General features: G+C 63.9%; 13 protein-coding genes. 6 read left to right on the top strand and 7 right to left on the bottom strand.

Going from position 1 to position 16,553, the window contains the following annotated elements:
- Positions 1-20: 20 nt before the first annotated feature.
- Together P12x_RS25765 and P12x_RS25760 are read right to left on the bottom strand one after the other, a co-directional pair.
- Positions 21-1,325: an outer membrane beta-barrel protein gene (locus P12x_RS25765; RefSeq protein ID WP_435007891.1), complete on the bottom strand. Its 1,305-nt coding sequence runs from the start codon at positions 1,323-1,325 to the stop codon at positions 21-23.
- A 581-nt stretch (positions 1,326-1,906) separates the two neighbouring features.
- Positions 1,907-3,001 carry a hypothetical protein gene (locus P12x_RS25760; RefSeq protein ID WP_435007890.1) on the bottom strand — a complete coding sequence of 365 codons (1,095 nt, stop codon included), beginning with the start codon at positions 2,999-3,001 and terminating at the stop codon, positions 1,907-1,909.
- Positions 3,002-3,990: 989 nt separating this feature from the next.
- On the opposite strand from P12x_RS25760, the gene P12x_RS25755 reads away from it, so the two are divergent.
- Both P12x_RS25755 and P12x_RS25750 read left to right on the top strand, forming a co-directional pair.
- Positions 3,991-4,317: a hypothetical protein gene (locus P12x_RS25755; RefSeq protein WP_435007889.1), complete on the top strand. Its 327-nt coding sequence runs from the start codon at positions 3,991-3,993 to the stop codon at positions 4,315-4,317.
- A 74-nt stretch (positions 4,318-4,391) separates the two neighbouring features.
- Positions 4,392-5,462, top strand: a complete 1,071-nt coding sequence (locus P12x_RS25750) for a tetratricopeptide repeat protein (protein WP_435007888.1) — start codon at positions 4,392-4,394, stop codon at positions 5,460-5,462.
- 251 nt (positions 5,463-5,713) lie between these two features.
- On the opposite strand, the gene P12x_RS25745 is transcribed toward P12x_RS25750, so the two are convergent.
- Positions 5,714-7,009, bottom strand: coding sequence for a DUF1501 domain-containing protein (locus P12x_RS25745; RefSeq protein WP_435007887.1), 1,296 nt, complete (start codon positions 7,007-7,009; stop codon positions 5,714-5,716).
- 54 nt (positions 7,010-7,063) lie between these two features.
- Here P12x_RS25745 and P12x_RS25740 point away from each other — a divergent pair, with 54 nt between their 5' ends.
- From P12x_RS25740 to P12x_RS25725, 4 genes are all read left to right on the top strand, one after another.
- Positions 7,064-7,267: a hypothetical protein gene (locus P12x_RS25740; RefSeq protein WP_435007886.1), complete on the top strand. Its 204-nt coding sequence runs from the start codon at positions 7,064-7,066 to the stop codon at positions 7,265-7,267.
- 279 nt (positions 7,268-7,546) lie between these two features.
- A complete protein-coding gene (locus tag P12x_RS25735; RefSeq protein WP_435007885.1) occupies positions 7,547-9,823 on the top strand; it encodes a hybrid sensor histidine kinase/response regulator in 2,277 nt (758 codons plus the stop codon).
- Between the two features lie 369 nt (positions 9,824-10,192).
- Positions 10,193-10,576 carry an RNA recognition motif domain-containing protein gene (locus P12x_RS25730; protein ID WP_435011726.1) on the top strand — a complete coding sequence of 128 codons (384 nt, stop codon included), beginning with the start codon at positions 10,193-10,195 and terminating at the stop codon, positions 10,574-10,576.
- A gap of 99 nt (positions 10,577-10,675) precedes the next feature.
- Positions 10,676-11,212: a glycine cleavage system protein R gene (locus tag P12x_RS25725; RefSeq protein ID WP_435007884.1), complete on the top strand. Its 537-nt coding sequence runs from the start codon at positions 10,676-10,678 to the stop codon at positions 11,210-11,212.
- 34 nt (positions 11,213-11,246) lie between these two features.
- Here the strand turns inward: P12x_RS25725 and P12x_RS25720 are convergent, their stop codons facing one another.
- From P12x_RS25720 to P12x_RS25705, 4 genes are all read right to left on the bottom strand, one after another.
- Entirely contained in the window at positions 11,247-12,242 is a 996-nt protein-coding gene (locus P12x_RS25720) for an aldo/keto reductase (protein ID WP_435007883.1), read from the bottom strand.
- A gap of 32 nt (positions 12,243-12,274) precedes the next feature.
- Positions 12,275-12,694, bottom strand: coding sequence for a c-type cytochrome domain-containing protein (locus P12x_RS25715; protein ID WP_435007882.1), 420 nt, complete (start codon positions 12,692-12,694; stop codon positions 12,275-12,277).
- A gap of 317 nt (positions 12,695-13,011) precedes the next feature.
- Entirely contained in the window at positions 13,012-14,544 is a 1,533-nt protein-coding gene (locus P12x_RS25710; protein ID WP_435007881.1) for a sigma-54-dependent transcriptional regulator, read from the bottom strand.
- A gap of 282 nt (positions 14,545-14,826) precedes the next feature.
- The gene (locus P12x_RS25705; RefSeq protein ID WP_435007879.1) at positions 14,827-15,711 is read right to left on the bottom strand and encodes a tyrosine recombinase XerC; all 885 of its coding nucleotides are present in this window, start codon (positions 15,709-15,711) and stop codon (positions 14,827-14,829) included.
- Between the last annotated feature and the right edge of the window lie 842 nt (positions 15,712-16,553).

Genomic DNA, 16,553 nt, shown 5'->3' with positions numbered 1-16,553 from the left:
TGAAGCGGACCGGGGAGGGGTCAGAACTTGAGCAAGACGCTGATCCCCCCGGTCAACTGGCTCCGATCCGTAGGATTGCCGGCGCTGCCGAAGGCGGGTTGGCCCGCGAAGTCTCCCCGGATCTCGGGACGAAACTCGAGGCACTTGACCGGATGCCAGTTCAAACCCAGGGTCACCTCCGAGTAATCGGTATTGATCCCGGTCCGGGTCCCCAGGGCGTCCTGGAACCACTCCCCTCGCGCGTTGATGTCGAGCTTGCTCGTCAGATGGAAGAGCCCGATCGTGTACAGGCCGTACCAGGAACCGACTCCGACCGGTGTATTGGCGTCCCACCCCATATTCGACTGGATGATCTGGGTGAATCGCTCGCTCCAGTTGTGCTGGAGCCGGAATTCCAGGGTGGTGTCGAACGTGCCGGCCAATCCTGGCGCGGCAAAGATGGCGTTCGGTCCGCAGTAGACCGAGGCCGTCAATCGGGTCTTCTGCTCGTCCGTCAGCCAGTAGTTGATTTGACCGATGTAACAGATCGAATTCGTACTGCGCTTGGTGAAGAACGTATTGGCGCCGAAGGTCATTCCATTCCACATGTCCAGCCGCTTGTTGACGTGCAGATTGGTCAGGACGCCGGTGAAGGCACCGTCTTGCGAATAGAAGAACTGGTAATCGCTGGAATAGAACGGTCGGTAGGGAGCCAGGAATCCGTTGTAGCCAATAATCGAATTCATGCGACCGGCTTTAACATCCACACCCCCCTCGGTCAGGATCGGCAAGTGCGCCGAGACGTAAAGATCTCGGAAGTCCTGGCCGAAGTGCGAATTGCCGACGGGGAAGCCGATGCCCCCTTTGGGCTGTCCCAGCGCCGCGTCGGCACCGGCGAAATAGCGGATGTTGAATCCAAAATCGAGCTGATCTTGCCTGAGCGGCTTCTGAAGGACCAGGCCGATCTGGTTGAGCAGGAATTCATTACCGAAGCGGTTTTGACGGGGCTCGACCGACAGCAGGCCGGAGGCGCTCGAGGCCCCGCTGTAACCCCCCTCAACCCAGCCGAATGATCGGATCCGACTCTCACCCAGCAGATTTTCCAATCCCAGGCGATCCATCAGGAACCGGACGTCCGATACGGCGGTCGGGCCGAGTTTGGGAGTATTGGCCCCCTGATAAATATCCTCCGCGAGTTCGCGAGGGAGCGATTCCGGTTCCAGGCCGGCCGGGCTACCGGCCGTCTGAACACCCGCGGTGTCGTTGACGGTTATCGGGTTTGACGCTTCGTTATTCTCCGGCGGCAGAGCCGGAAAATCCTGGGCAACTGCCCCTGAACTGATCACCAGGGAGAGGATGCACCCCGATAGTCGACCGTTCCTCCCCAAGATTCCTAATCGCCGAATGGCTTGCCGGCAACAGTCGAGCATCTTAGGGACTCCATGTCGAACTGAATCGATAATGCGGGAATCGCCCATCCTTGGGGATTCGATTATAGATTCGGTTGCAACGGATCGGATGCTTGACTGGGATTCAAAGGAACCGATTTCAAGCCGGTGATTGCGGATCCGCAGCGGAGAAAATGTTGGTTGTATGATGTTTTCGTGAATTCTGTCGAGGATTCTGCCGTTCGAGCATCGAGGGTCGCGAATTCCGCGTAACCGTTTCCTCTCGGCCTCGCGATTCGTCCGACTTCATCGTAAGGCTGCGACATTCACCGGGAGTGTGGCGGAAGTTTTGTTGACCCGGAGAAATCCGGGAAAATCTGGCGTCGCCGGAGATAGTGAGTCCGAGAGGTCGGGATAGGAGACTATCCCGACCTCGTCAAGTCGGACGAAAATCCCGCCCACGAGCGAGCCGTTACGATGCAATTCGCCAAGGTCCATGACCTGGTACGAGGAGGGCTCGGCGAATCGAATCCGGCCCGTTATTGAGGCTTCGCGGGGGATTTGCTCTCGGCATGGTTGTATCCGAGATCATCGAAGACCGCGCCCGGGGCATCTTCCAGGCCGGTTACGGGTGATGGGAGAGCGGAGGCCGGGTCGGGAATGAGCTCGTCTCGAATCTTGGTCAACATCGGCTGAAGCGTGAGAAAGGCCTGACGCTGCTGAGGGTTCTGCGACGCGCCAAACCGAAGGTTATACGCGGCCATGAAGGCGAGCAGATCCCCGAGCGTGGCCTCGGGCCGATTCTCGACCCCTGCGAGGAGGAGATCCACGGCAGGGGTCTCGAGCATCGTCGCCAGGCCGTAGAGCGCCTTGAGATATCGCGAGGCGTCGCGGAAGTCTTGCGAGCTTCTCGGGAAGGTCGCCTCGACCTTGGTGCGGATCACCACGATCTGGTCCTTCGCCTTCAGGATCGTCTCGGGCTTGGTCGTGCCGGATTCCTCCCCCTCCCGGCGGAGTTCGGCGACGATCTCCTTGAGCTTTTCGATGTCGGGGGTGAACTCGTCACGCCTGAGGCAGGCCGGCGGCCGACCCTGCGTGAGCTGATGGAAACTGATCGATATCGCGGCCGCAGCATACGAAAACGGAATATTTCGGATCAACTCGCCGCCCAGCTTCAACTTCGAGCCCTGGTAGACGGCCTTCTGGAAAATTCGCGGGTTGCTCAACTCGTCGAGGGTCACGTTCAGGGCGTTCCCCGAGCTGATATCGACCTGATTCGGCGAATTTCGGAGCCGGAGCCGGATGGCTTCCGAGTTCTCCCTCCTATTCTGTTCCTGGCGGGCCATCCTCTCGCGATTAAGCCGGGCACCTTCCAGTCGAGAGTTGTAGATGTACTGGTTCCACCGCATCATCGTGTCGGCGTCGATCGAATTGGCCTTGGCCGTATCGAGGTTATACTGACCCATGCCCATCGCGTACATCCCCGCGCCGCGGGCCATATCCCCCTGCGGGGTCCCGACGCCGCCGAACCCCTCTCCCCAGAATCCTCCGCCATAAAACTGGGCCTCGGCCGAGCCGGAGGCGAGAAGCAAGCAAATCGCGGCCGATCCGATCCACCGACACTTCGAGATCATGAGAAGTGCTCCAATGATTAGGGTCTGAGAGTCGCCCCGTTCCACGACGAGGGGCCTGTTCCATCCGAGGCGATCTGATTCGATCCCGAGGTCGTGCCGCTCGAAAAGAGCTATGCCGACTTGAGATGGCGGTAAAAGTGTAACACGACGCGTCAGACTCCGGACGCCGTAAACTCGATCACTTCGGTTCTGTTGGATCGCTGCGGATCGTTGGTCGAGGATTTCGATTTCCGAGATCGTCCGCTGGCTGGAATCGAGCCCACCGATCGACCTGCGAGGACATCCTCAGAGCAGTCGATGCTCGACCCCGAAGTCCCCGATTACGTCGGATCTGGCCGTTCCGGTCACCCATCCGAGGGAACCCGGGACCGCTGATCTCTTGCCGATTTGCGACCGACTGAAGAACTGAACTTCCAGCCCTGTCGCTTCTTGCAATGCCGATCTGAAGAGTCAATACTCAGAGGGGGTGTTTGCTCGTCTTGCCCACTTTGAATTGACTCGAGATCCCGTGCGTCACCTCTAAAACTGCCCTGATTGTCGAGTCAACCAACTTCGCGTCGGTGCCGGGACACTCACTCAACCGATCCGCTCCCCGGTGAACTTCGAGTCTCGACAATTCCCCCAATCATGATTCAAGGCAACACATCCGTGCTTCCGATGGCGCGCGAATCTGGCGGCGGTCTAGTCGACCAGCGCCGATCGGGTCCGGGGTTCGGGTGGGTTCCGACAACAATGCCCGGACTTCTCATCCGCCCGAATGGAGCGATCCCGTCGAAGGTTCACCGTTTCGACGCTCAAACGCACGGCTCGCGCTTTGTCGGCGAGATCCCGGCGGCCGGACCGGCCCTAAAATGTCGGCCGTTTGTGTTCATCATCCATACTGGTCGAGTTGCATTCCGTTGAAGTTCCACCTGGTCGAGTCGGGCGTGCTGGGATCCAGCCCGCCTCGATCGTTCTGAGGCGATCGATCCTTGAGGGAGTTACGATTTATGTCGCGTCCAGCTCTGAAGACGGGTCTGAGGGCGGGAATGCTCCTGCTCGGCGGATTCGCGGGCTTCATCCTCCTGGGGCGAGCCTCAGCCATGCCAGCAGCCCCGTCGCCCGCGTTGGCACAAGCGGCGAGCCCACGATTCACCTACGCATCCGGCTTCCAGGGCGTCGGCTACTACGCCAACCCCGGAACCACGACCGTCGCGCGGTCGGCACCCGCCCCGAGAACTACGGCCGCACGTGGCTCGTCCGTCGGGCCCGGCACACGCGATTGGTCGACGGGTCGGAGAGGCCGGCTCCACAAGCCCTGGCTCAGCCCTCGTTGATGTCCCTTCCATGTTTGAGGCTCCCAATTCCCACCAAGATCACTCCGGACGGCGAGCCGGGGAAGGAGACTGAGATGATGCTCATGTCAGGAAGCCGTAGAGGATTGACTATACTGGCGGCGTTCGCCCTCGCGTCGACCGTAGCATCGGCAGCCGACTGGAAGGTCGAGCTAGATGCCGGTTGGAAAGCGTATCAAGAAGGGCAACTCGACGAAGCCGAACGCCGTCTCAAGTTGGCCGAGAAGGAAGCCAGGGCATTCGGCGAGAATGATCCACGACTCGCGACGACGCTCGACCACCTCGCCTGGGTGCTCAGCTCCGAGGGTCGTGCGGCCGAGGCATTGCCCCTGGCCAAGTCGGCCCTCGCCATCCGGGAGAAGGCCGCGGTCGGCAAGCCGGCCGAAATGATCGAGAGCCTCAATACTCTCGCGAGCATCTACGACCTGGCCGGGCTCCCCGCTCAGGCTCGTCCGATCTACGCACGATGCCTGGAGGCGGCAGAGTCGACCCTGGGACCGGAGCATCCCAGCGTCGCAGCGACCCTCGATAACCTGGCGACGGTCGACCACGTCCTGGGCGATGGCGAGAAGGCCGAGGCCGAGTACAAGAAGGCCCTGGCGATCCGCGAGAAGTTGAACGGAGCCGAATCGATCGATCTCGCCGCGACCCTGCACAACCTCGGCACGCTCTACACCGACCAGGAGAAGTATGCGGCAGCCGAGCCGATCTTGAAGCGTGCGCTCGCGCTCCGCGAGAAGGCCCTGGGCCCGGATCATCCCGACGTCGCGTCCTCTCTCGAAGCACTCGGCTGGCTCTACACCAATCAGAAGAAGCCCGCCGAGGCCGAGCCACTGCTCAAGAAAGCGCTCGATCTCTACGCGGTCGACCTGGGTGATAACCATCCCCACGTTGCCGTTTGCTCCTCGAAATTGGGGCGTACCTGCCTGATGCAGGACCACAAGGCCGAGGCGGTCAATTGCTGCAAGCGGGCCGTCGGCATCTACGAGAGCCTCAAGAGTGATCCCGAAGGACTGGCGACCGCACTCGACGATTATGCCGCCGCCCTTCGAAAGGCGGGCGACGAGGCCGAGGCTGGAAAGGCGGAGGCTCAAGCCAAGGCACTTCGGCAAACCCTCCGTAAGTAAATCAGGCGAGTTGGCCGGATCGCATCCCTCGGGAGCCTTCCCCGGGCAAACGAGGGGCATGTTCCGCTCGGCGCTCCCCGAGGTCCCCCGCGTATCGTGGTGCCTCGGGTGTGACTTACACCCGGGGCGATCCACCTGGACGCGGCACCCCTCATCGAGACTACCGGTTTCGAGCCGACGATCCCGCGAGAGGTCCGGCCTGGCTCTCTGGTCGCGCCGGCCTGACGTCGATCCTCGTCGAGAGTCGCGGATCAGAAGAGTTCGGCGATCGGTTCGCCGTGATAGACCTGATGGGGACGATCCAGGTCATCTTGCCAGGCCGCGAGCGGCGGTATCCCGAGCGATCGGTAGATGGTCGCCGCCAGGTCCTCGGGCGAATGGGGATTGGATGCCGGATAGCCCCCGATCCGGTCGGTCGAGCCGACCACGCGACCCCCCACCACGCCGCCTCCGGCGAGCAGGACCGACTGGGCGTGCCCCCAGTGGTCGCGGCCGGGGAGCTTGTAGGCCGAGGGGAGCAGCGAGATCCGGGGGGTCCGGCCGAACTCGCCGGCCATGACGATCAGCGTCGAGTCGAGCAGGCCCGCATCGTTCAGGTCGTCCAGGAGCGCGGAGACGGCCCGATCGGTCGGCGGGAGGAGGTTGTCCTTGAGGTGGGGGAAGGCGTTCCCGTGCGTGTCCCAGGTCTCATTGTTGCCGAGGTTGACCTGCACCAGCGCGACCCCCGCCTCGACCAGGCGACGGGCCATCAGGAGCGACCAGCCGAAGGAGTTCCGGCCGTATCGGTCGAGCACCGAGGGGTCGGCTTCGCTCAGGTCGAACGAGCTTCGGACGCGGGGGTCGGTCAGGAGCGAGACGGCGGCCTGGCGGTGGTCGTCGAAGCGGCCCAGGTTGCCCGACCCTTCGAGCTCGGCTCGCTGGCGATCGAGGTGTTCGAGCAGGCCCAGTCGGCCCGAGAATCGCGGCCCTTGCAGCCCCTCGGGGAGCGTCAGGTCGGGGACGATGAAGTTCTCTCGGCGAGGGCTCCGCTGGCGGTCCTGGTGATCGAATTCGTATTCGGGGAAGGCCCCGTAAGCCTTCGGATCGAATGGGGAAGCCTCGATGAACCAGGGGTCTCGACGCGGCCCCATCACCCCGGCGAACTGGCCGGGGAGCGTCCGCCCGGTATTGTGGACCAGCCGCTCGGGCAGGACGATCGCCGGCGGGAGGTTATTCCTGGGGGGCGTGACCGCCCCGGCCACGGCTGCGATCGAGGGCCAGTCCGTCGGCTGCGGCTTGGAGGAATTGAATCCGGTCGGCAGGTCCGACCGGCCGGTCAGCATGATGTGGTGGCCTTCGGAATGATCCTGCGATGCGTGGGTCAGCGACCGGACCATCGACCAGAGCTGGCTCCGGGCGGCCAGGAGCGGAAGGTGCTCGCAGATCTGAACGCCGGGGGTCCGGGTGGCGATGGGTCGAAACTCGCCCCGGATGCCTTCGGGGGCGTCGGGCTTGGGATCGAAGCTCTCATGCTGGGCCAGCCCGCCCGACAGGAAGATGAAGATCACGGACCGGGCCCGCGATACCCCAGGGGCAGCCGCGGCCGTGCGGAGTATCGAGAGATGGTCCATCCCGAGGCCGAGCAGGCCAACGGCTCCGGCCTGGAGGGCGAACCTCCGGGAGAACCTGGGGTGACCGGCCTTCGAGGGCGGAAAGTGACGCATGGCGACCCCATGACCGGAAACCCGGGCTCGGGCGAGGACGAAAGGCTCGGGGCGGCCTTCGATCCTCCCACCGCGCGACGCGCGGCCGTCTTTGAAGGATAACGTCCCCGGTGAGGGGACGCCACCGATTCCCGCCCGGTGGCTTGGTCCCCAACCGGCGGCCGATGCGCGCCGTCGGTCGAGTCCGCCCGAATCTCGGCCTTCAATTTGCTGTAACTAAAGAATTTCGAAGAGATCGAGGCTTGGAGTCGTGTTCTCGAATGTCGATGGCTCGGATCTGTAGCAGATCCCTTCCTTTGAAATCATTCGACCGGAACGTGTGGGCTCATGATGACATCCCCGAAGGCGGCTGATCGGAGGTCCGTCGAGAAGTTTTGGGCGATGTCATTGGCTTATTCGGGCGCCATAATCGCGGTCGGCCTGGCCGCGTTCGCGCAGGTGATGCTAGCTCCCTTACTCGGCGATCGATTTCCCTTCGTGGGGTATTATCTCGCGGTCCTGCTGACGGCCCGCGCGGGCGGCATCGGGCCATCGCTGCTGGCGACCGTGCTGGGCTCGCTCGTGGCCGACGACGCGTCGGTGATCCTCCGCAATCCGGGCCTCCCGGCCCTGGTGGCCTGGAATTCGAATCCGCTCGGCCTCCCCGTCTACTTCGCGGTGAACCTCTCGATCGTCCTGGCCATCGGGAGTCGGCGGGACCGGGAACCCATCCCGATCGAGCATTTCCGGATCGCGATGGAGTGCATCGGCGACGGCGTGATCGTGACCGATCGGAGCGGCCTGATCGTCATGGTCAACCCCGTCGCCGAAGGTCTGGTGGGCTGGACCTCCTCGGAGGCCTCAGGCCTCCCGCTGCTGGAAGTCCTCCGCCTGATCGAGGAGGAAACACGGGCCGAGGTCGAGTGCCCGGCCGCGCACGCGATCCGGCGAGGCGACGTCGTGAGCCTCCTCCGGCCCACTCTCCTGCTGGCCCGGGATGGGACGACCCGGGCCATCGACGACAGCGCCTCCCCGATCCGAGATCGGGCCGGTGCGGTCTGCGGTGTGGTCGTGATTTTTCGCGACATCACCGAGAAGCGTCGATCGGTCCGGGCCCTGGAGGAGAGCGATCAGCGGCTCCGGCTGGCCATCGAGGTGGCGGGCATCGGCAACTGGACCTGCGAACTCTCGAATTCCCGACTCACCTGGTCCTCCGACCTGGAGGCCATGTGCGGGGTGTCACCCGGCACGTTCGCTGGTACCTTCGAGGCCTTCCTCGGCATGATCCACGAGGAGGACCGCGAGCGCGTCGCGAGTGCGATCCGACGGACCATCGATCAGGGTGAGAGTCATCGGATCGAATATCGATTCGTCAACCCCGACGGGCGCGTCCGCTGGGTCCAGGACCGGGGCAGGCGCTGTTGCGATCGGCAGGGCCGTCCCGACCGGCTGATCGGCGTCTGCGTCGACATCACCGAGAGGAAGCGGGCCGAGCAGGAGTCGAGGGAGGCGGACCTCCGCAAGGACGAGTTCCTGGCGACGCTGGCCCACGAGCTGCGAAACCCGCTCGCGCCGGTCCGGACCGGGCTGGAGTTGCTCAAGTACGCGGAGATCGCCGAGCCCTCGATCGAGCCGCTCCGGGCGATGATGGATCGCCAGGTCGAGCACCTGGCCCGCCTGGTGGAGGACCTGATCGACCTGTCCCGGATCACCCGCGGGACGATCGAACTGCGCAAACGGGCGAGGGGGATCGCCTCGATCATTCGCGAGGCGGTCGAAGCGAACCGTCGCCTGATCGAGGAAAGCGGGCACACGCTCGAGGTCCGCCTTTCCCGGGAGGATTGGCAGGTCGAGGTCGACCCGACCCGGATGGAGCAGATCCTCTCGAACCTCCTGGGCAACGCCGCCAAGTTCACGAACCCCGGTGGTCGGATCGGGATCGACGTCGACCGCGAAGGGGACGAGATCGTCATTCGCGTGTCGGATGATGGGATCGGGATCGATCCCGAGATGCGGGGCCGGATCTTCGATACGTTCTTGCAGGTCGAGCGGCGGCTGGACCGCTCTCAAGGCGGGCTCGGGATCGGATTGAGCCTGGTCAAGAAGCTCGTGGAATTGCACGGTGGGACGATCACGGCGGAGAGCGAAGGCCTGGGCCTGGGCTCGGAATTCGTGGTTCGATTGCCGGCGATCTTCCGCCAACCGGAAGGCCCCGCCCCGTCGAGCGGATCGAAGCAGCGGGGCGATCCCGCCGAGCTGCCCCGGTTGCGGGTCCTGGTCGTGGACGACAATCAGGACGCGGCGGATCTCCTGGCCCGATGCCTGATCCGGCTGATGGGGCAACGGGTCGAGGTGGCCTACGACGGGAGCCGGGCGATCGAGCTGGCCCGGGAATTCCGCCCGGATGTCGTCCTGCTCGACATCGGCCTGCCGGGGATGAGCGGCTACGAGGTGGCCGAACGACTCCGACATGCGCCGGAGTCCGGGGAGGCCCTGCTGATCGCGGTGACCGGATGGGGCCTGGAGGAGGATCGGCGCCGGTCTCGCGCGGCGGGGATCGACCATCATCTGGTCAAGCCAATCGAGATCGAGACCATCCGAGAACTGCTCCTGAAGACCCGGAGATCGGCCCGGACCGGCCTGATCGATCCTCGGGCCGGAGGAGTCCCCGAAGATTGATTCGCGATTCGTGATTTCCCGGGAGTATCCGGGACCGAATTCCTGTCAAGAATTCGGCCGCCCTGGGAGGCCCCCAATCTTCGAAAACCCCTTTGTGGTTCCTATCAAACGGGTTCCCCTGCCCATCAACAACCAGGTTGTTTGACGAGGCTCGAAAGAGTCAACGGATTGTTCTATCGGTTTGTTGCAGGATTTGCTAAATTTGGATTGGCTGGCCTGACGACCGAGTAGCACCGCTGGTTCTTACCGATCCGGTCTTTGCTTCGCTCCATCGCCTCTCCCGCCTCATCGGGTTTCAACGGAAGCCCCTTTCTTCTCGACCCTGAAAGTATCCCGAGGGTCGTTCCCGCCTCATTCCGGAGTTTGACCGTGGGTAAGAAGCTTTACGTGGGCAACCTGACCTACACCGTGAACGAAACCGACCTGGAAGCCCTGTTCTCCCAGTTCGGCACGGTGCAGAGCGCTCAGGTTATCATCGATCGGGACACCAACCGCTCCAAGGGCTTCGGGTTCGTGGAGATGGGCTCGGACGCCGAGGCTCAGGCAGCCATCCAGGGCCTTAACGGGCAGGATCATGACGGTCGGAACCTGACGGTCAACGAGGCCAAGCCTCGCGAACCCCGCTCGGGCGGCGGCGGCGGCTACGGCGGTGGCGGCGGTGGCGGCTACGGCGGTGGTGGCGGCCGGAGTGGTGGCGGCGGCTACGGCGGTGGCGGCGGCTACGGCGGCGGCGGGGGCGGCGGTCGTTATTGATCGACCGACCGAACTGAATCAACCGGGGGCCTGCCTTGAGCAGGCCCTTACTCTTTTCCGGCTCGCGCATTCTCCAGCCTGACTGGAGGAGGGTCCTCGATGTCACGGAATTTCGTCCTGACCCTGACCGGCCCCGACCGGATCGGGATCGTCGACGAAGTCACCAGATTGCTGCTCGATCGCGGAGGGAATGTCGAGACCAGCCGGATGGCCCGACTGGGCGGCGAATTCGCGATCTTGATGCTCGCCACGATGCCGGACGAGCATTACGCCGGCATGCTGGCCGACCTCGAACACCTGACGTCCCGTGGTTACAAGGCGACGACCACCGAAGCCGAGCGGACTTATGCCGAGGCCCATCCCGGATGGGCGGCCTATCGGATCGAGGTCCAGGGTGCCGACCACGAGGGGATCATCCACGAGATCGCCCACCACCTATCCGAACGAGGGATCAGCATCGAATCCATGGATTCCGAGTGCACTCCCGCGCCAACCAGCGGGGCCCCCTTGTTCTCGATGTCCGCGCACGTCGTCGCGCCTCCCGGGCTTCCCGCGAGCGATTGGCAAGCCGGCTTCCGGGAGATCGGCGGCCGGATGAATCTCGACGTCCAGGTCGCCGAGAAGTCGGGCCGATAAGCAGGCCCGATTCGTCGTCGATCGATCCGAGCGATCAATTCCAGGGCAATCGCGACCGGGTCGTCCAGTAGGACTCCGGCTCCTCGGTGATGGCCTGGAGGGCAACCTCGGCCCGTTCGTCCCAGGCGACCGAGATCGCACCGAAGTTGGACCGCAGTTGTTCGACGCCTCCCGCGCCGCTCAACGCGACGTCGACCCAGGGACGGGCCAAAACCGCCGAGATCGCCAGGGCATCCGGCCTCGTCCCGAGCCGATTCGCCTCTCGATCCAGGAGGGATCGCGCCCGAGCGAACCCCGGGTCGTCATTCCGATCGGTCAGCCGTCCATTGGCCAGGGTCTCCTTGATGATCACCCCGAGGCCCGCCTCGTGCGCCTCCGCCAGCGCTGGCCCGCTTGATCGCTCCAGGAGGTTCCAGGTGGCCTGGACCGCACCGAAGAGGCCCCGACCCCCGATGGTGATCCCGAGCGCCTTCCGGAGCGTCTCGGCCTGGCGAGGCCCGGTCAGCGAGAGCCCGATGATCAGCCCGCCATCGCGGAGCCTGCCGAGCGCCTCCAGGACCGTTCGGTCGTCGAGTACGCCACTCTCCAGGGTGGCGGAGTGGATCTGGTAGAGTCCGAGATGGCCTCCGATCGTCGAGCGACTCTCGGACACCTGGCGTTCGAGGGTCGCCAGCGAGTGATCCTTGACCTCGTGCCGATCGGCGTCGACCTTCCAGCCGGCGGTGTAGGTATATCCCCACTTCGATCCGACCGTCACCGCCCCGGGATCGATCTTCCGGGCGTCGAGCCATCGCGCCAAGAACTCCTCGGCCCGCCCGTAGGAACGTGCCGCGTCGAAATATCGGATTCCGGACTCCCAGGCGAGATCCAGGACGGCGTGGGCGTGCGACTCCATCGCGTCGACATCGAGGCCGCGCCGGAGGTCTTCCGAGTGTCCGATGTTGATATAGCCGGGCCGCCCGAGCGCCGCCAACCCGAGGCCGATCCGCGAGGCGAACAGCCCCGACTTCCCGAGTTCGATCCGATTCATGAGCCAGGTCCCCTTTCGCTCTCGGCCGGAATTCAGCGAGGCCTGGCCGCTTTCGCCCGCGCGACCAATCCGGCCAACTCGGAGTCGGGATCGATCCCTTCGCCCCGGGCCCCTTCTTCGATCCAGCGGCGGAGGATGGCGATCTCGGCCGCCGGCAGCGGCTTCTTCCCTTTGGGCATCCGGCCGTTCGGTTCGTTCGATTCGATGAGCATCAGGAAGAGACTATCGTCGGGCCGTCCGGGCTCGATCATCGGGCCCGCCCTGGAGTCGGCCATCATCCGGGCCCAGGTGTCGACCCGGTAGTTCCCCATCGCCTTCTTCGGGTTGTGGCAGCTCAGGCACCGTTCGACCACGATGGGCGCCACACGCCCCAGGAACGGGATCTCCTCGGCCTGGGCCGTGCCAACGGCCCACACCATCGCCCCGAGGACGATCTTCCATCGACGATCCATCGTCGCCACTCCCGTCGGTTGACCGCGCCTGGAGCGGACCTTGATGAGGTCCGCGGTGAACCACGCGACCGCAATCTTACAGGGCTCGCGGGCCCGTGCAATCTCGAACAATCCGGGCGAGGGTGAGGTCACTGCCGATTCTCCCCCGTCCTTCCATGACGAAGCCGGGTCGGTCCTTCGCGAGGGCCGCCCGGCTTCCGAGAATCCGAGAGATCTTCTCTGATGGGGGAGGGAACGCCGGCCTTGGCAAATTCCGACCAGGAATGGTGGGGTCGGCATCACCCTGAGGACGCGGGTTTTGGGGCGGCCCTGCGTCCTCAGTTCAGCAGGGCCGGCTCCTCCATCAAGAGCCCGTACTTCTTCATCTTCTTGTAGAGCGTGGTCCGGTTGATGTCGAGGACCCGGGCCGTTTCCTGACGGTTCCAGTTCAGGGCCCGGAGGGCCGCGATGATGATCTGCTTCTCCGGCTCCTCCAGGGCTTCCTTGAGGGGCCGGAGGCTATTCAGCTCAACATGCATGCCCATCCGGGGTGCGTAGGCCGAGGGCCTGGATGACCGGGCCGGCGCGATCCCGACGGCGAGATTGGCCGAGGTGACTCGGGGGCCCTGGCTGAGGGCGACGCCCCGCTGGACGACGCTTTCGAGTTCCCGGACGTTCCCCGGCCAGTCGTGTCGGAGCAGGAGATCCTGGGCGTCGGGCGTGAAGCCGACGACGGGCTTGCCGAACTCTCGGGAGAATCGGTCGCGGAAGTGATCGGCCAGCTGGATCACGTCGTGTCCCCGCTGTCGGAGCGACGGGAGCTTCAGGCAGATGCCGTTGATCCTCTCGAAGAGGTCGCGGCGGAACTTCCCCTGCTCGACGAGCGAGGGGAGATTCTCGCGGGTCGCCAGGATGAATCGGACGTCGACCTGGATCGACTGGGTCGATCCCATCGGCTCGAATTCCCCATCGACCAGGACGCGGAGCAGCCGGCTCTGGAGTGAGGGGGAGAGCGCGGCGACTTCGTCCAGGAGCAGGGTTCCCCGATCGGCCCGGGCCAGGCGGCCCGCCCGCTCGGAGGATTCCCCTTCGAACCTCTGGCCGAAGAGTTCCCGCTCCAGTCCCAGCTCGTCGATCCCCGCACAGGAGACTTCCAGGAAGGGCTGATCTCGACGGCTGCTCTGCTGATGGATCGAGCGTGCGATCAGCGACTTCCCCGTCCCCTGCTCGCCGACGATCAAGACCGTGGCGCGGGCCGGGGCGACGGTCGCGGCCAGGTCGACCGCCTGTCGGAGCGTGGGGTCTTCGCCCAGGACGTTCGGGAGCGAGATCGCTGCGGGGAGCGAGACCGAGGAACCGTTCCGGGGATAGCCGTTCTCGATCGACGCCTTGCCTTGTTGGGCCGGCTCGATGAGGGAAGGATCGACGGTGCTCCGATGGGAAGGAGTGCCGTTCATCGAGCCGGAATAGCTATTGCTCGCGGGATTCGATGCGGCCGAGAGGTGGGGCTGCTCGCACGCCTGGGTCACCGCGGCCCGGAGTTCGGTCGCCGGCATGGGGAACTTCAGGACCGCGGCGGCTCCCATCCGGGTCGCTTCGCGGGCCCGTTCGGGATTCGCGTTGGGGAACAGCAGGATCACCGGGACCTGCGGGTACTTCCTCCTCGAGAACGAGAGGAGTTCCAGGGCCTCGGGATCGAACGGGTCGATCCCGGCGATCACCAGGTCGATCCCACCCCGCTCCATCCGACGGACCGCCGCACGGTCGTTGGACGCCTCGTCGATCTGGTGGCCCAGCGAATGGAGCATCGAGCCGAGGAGGGCCAATATCGAGGGCTCGGGGTGGATGATCAGAATTCGAGATTGAATCATGGTGTCATTCTCTCGGAAGGGGCGCCCGCCGGAGGCAACAGGGGCCGGTGCGTCATCCTTGAGGGAATGAGTGAACACACTTCGACTGATCGGACCAGGTCCGCGACGTCACCCGCGAGGCCGGGAATCATCCCGGCCTCCTCATCGGCCCGGCCATGGTCCGTGGGAAAATTCGCAGAGGAAGGAGACGTGTCGATTTTCCTATACATCACGGCGCGGAGATCGTCAAAAAACAACAACGCGTGGTCCAGGCGGGTCATGAAGGGCGGCCCAACATTGGTTTCAGGCACGGGGGTGTGCCTCGTTATACGCATCGATGAGACGCTCTCGGGTCACGTGGGTGTAAATCTGGGTCGTCGTCAGGCTCCGATGGCCGAGCAGATCCTGGACGCTCCGGAGATCCGCCCCGCCGTCCAGCAGGTGAGTCGCGAAGCTGTGTCGCAGGGTGTGAGGGCTGGAGGAGGGATCGAAACCCAGGGAGATCAGGTGCTCTTGCAGCAGGCGACCGACGCTCCGTGAGGTCAGGCGAGTCCCCCGATGGTTCAAAAACAGTGCCACTTCTCCCGATTTCTTGGGCCGGCGGCAGACTTTCCATCGCTCGATCCAGTCCATGGCCATCGCGCCGATCGGGCAGAGCCGCTCGCGACGCCCCTTGCCGCGGACCCGGACCATCGACGATTCCCCATCCAGGTCGTCCAGGTCGAGCCCGACCAGTTCGCTCACCCGGAGCCCGCCACCGTAGAGGGTCTCGAACATCGCCCGATCGCGGACCCCCGCCGCATCCGCGACCGGGATCCCGTCGAGCAGGCGGATCACGTCGTCGACGCGAAGGAGTTTCGGTAATCGTTGCGGCTGCTTCGGGTTTCGGAGTCCGCCGACGGGGTCGGTCGTCACGACGCCCTGGCGTCGCTGATAGCGATAATACGACCGGAGGCTGGCCAGTCGTCGAGCGATCGTGCTCGCCGCGTAGCCCTGGCCGCTGAGCCAGGCCGAGAAGGAGCGAAGCCGACGAGCATCCGTCTTCGTCGGGTCCGCCGAATTTCCCGACGACTCGATCAGGTAAGACTCGAACTGGACCAGGTCATCTTCATAGCAGCGGACCGTGTGCGGGGACGAGTTGCGTTCGATTCGGAGGTGTTCCAGGAATTGAAAGATGGAGGAATGCATGGTCGTGTCTCGCTCAGACCAGATCGAGAGGCCGGTTGCCCTCATCTCGAATTCATCAGGGAGGGTGCGCCGGGCCACTGATGTCTCTTCGTGGCGGTCATCCTCATGCGGAGTTCGAGAGGGAATAGTGTGGGTATCGACCATCAAGCCACTGAACCCGTCGGTAGACGCATCGCAATCGGTCGGCGGTCACCGGCGAATGGTTTGCAATCGACCGGATCTGGATTTGGAATTTTTACGAAAGATCAGGCCAATCAAAAATTCTTGGGATGGTAAGCTCGCCTCGATTCCTCCAGCGTTCTAGGTTTCTGAGAGAATGGGACGAAAGCCTGGGCAACTCCGGAGGGAAGCGGTTTCGGTGGGATTCAAAATCGCGTCGAGGACGAGCGATTCCAACCGATAGCCTCGGCTTCGAGGTTCTTTTCGTTGATTCGACATGTTGAGTTACGGCACCGTTTGGCATTTTGGGACACCACGTCCTGGAAATAATTCTCAACGGGCACTCGACCAGCACGGGTCGAGAACGAATGTTGGGCCTTACCGGCTCTGGACATCGGTAAATCGAATGTTGGTCGATTGGATGGAGTCATCATCGATATTCCTTCACGGCACATTTGTTTTTAATAAAGAGATTATCCGGACGAGAGGGCTGTCGCATAAGTGGGCAGGGATTTTAAGCGGGATCATGGCCAATGGTTTACCATGGCCGGCGTTGAGTTCGCGGGGCCCCGGATGGGTTTAGCGGGATGAGAGGAAGACCGGGTCAGGTCGAGAAAGGTCGGTCCCGGCAGGGGAGATGGCCCATGATGGGTCTCCGGTAGGCTCGGCCGCGAGGCTTCGGC

The sequence above is a fragment of the Tundrisphaera lichenicola genome (assembly GCF_051175385.1).
GTDB classification, from domain to species: Bacteria; Planctomycetota; Planctomycetia; order Isosphaerales; family Isosphaeraceae; genus Tundrisphaera; species Tundrisphaera lichenicola.
This window is presented reverse-complemented; position numbering and strand designations above follow the sequence as displayed.

Excerpts from the sequence above, each read along its gene's own strand:
- P12x_RS25740 (WP_435007886.1), top strand. The coding sequence starts at position 7,064 with ATGGTCCATCCCGAGGCCGAGCAGGCCAACGGCTCCGGCCTGGAGGGC.
- P12x_RS25715 (WP_435007882.1), bottom strand. The coding sequence starts at position 12,694 with ATGGATCGTCGATGGAAGATCGTCCTCGGGGCGATGGTGTGGGCCGTT.
- P12x_RS25720 (WP_435007883.1), bottom strand. The coding sequence starts at position 12,242 with ATGAATCGGATCGAACTCGGGAAGTCGGGGCTGTTCGCCTCGCGGATC.
- P12x_RS25735 (WP_435007885.1), top strand. The coding sequence starts at position 7,547 with ATGTCATTGGCTTATTCGGGCGCCATAATCGCGGTCGGCCTGGCCGCG.
- P12x_RS25705 (WP_435007879.1), bottom strand. The coding sequence starts at position 15,711 with ATGCATTCCTCCATCTTTCAATTCCTGGAACACCTCCGAATCGAACGC.
- P12x_RS25760 (WP_435007890.1), bottom strand. The coding sequence starts at position 3,001 with ATGATCTCGAAGTGTCGGTGGATCGGATCGGCCGCGATTTGCTTGCTT.
- P12x_RS25725 (WP_435007884.1), top strand. The coding sequence starts at position 10,676 with ATGTCACGGAATTTCGTCCTGACCCTGACCGGCCCCGACCGGATCGGG.
- P12x_RS25710 (WP_435007881.1), bottom strand. The coding sequence starts at position 14,544 with ATGATTCAATCTCGAATTCTGATCATCCACCCCGAGCCCTCGATATTG.
- P12x_RS25755 (WP_435007889.1), top strand. The coding sequence starts at position 3,991 with ATGTCGCGTCCAGCTCTGAAGACGGGTCTGAGGGCGGGAATGCTCCTG.
- P12x_RS25750 (WP_435007888.1), top strand. The coding sequence starts at position 4,392 with ATGATGCTCATGTCAGGAAGCCGTAGAGGATTGACTATACTGGCGGCG.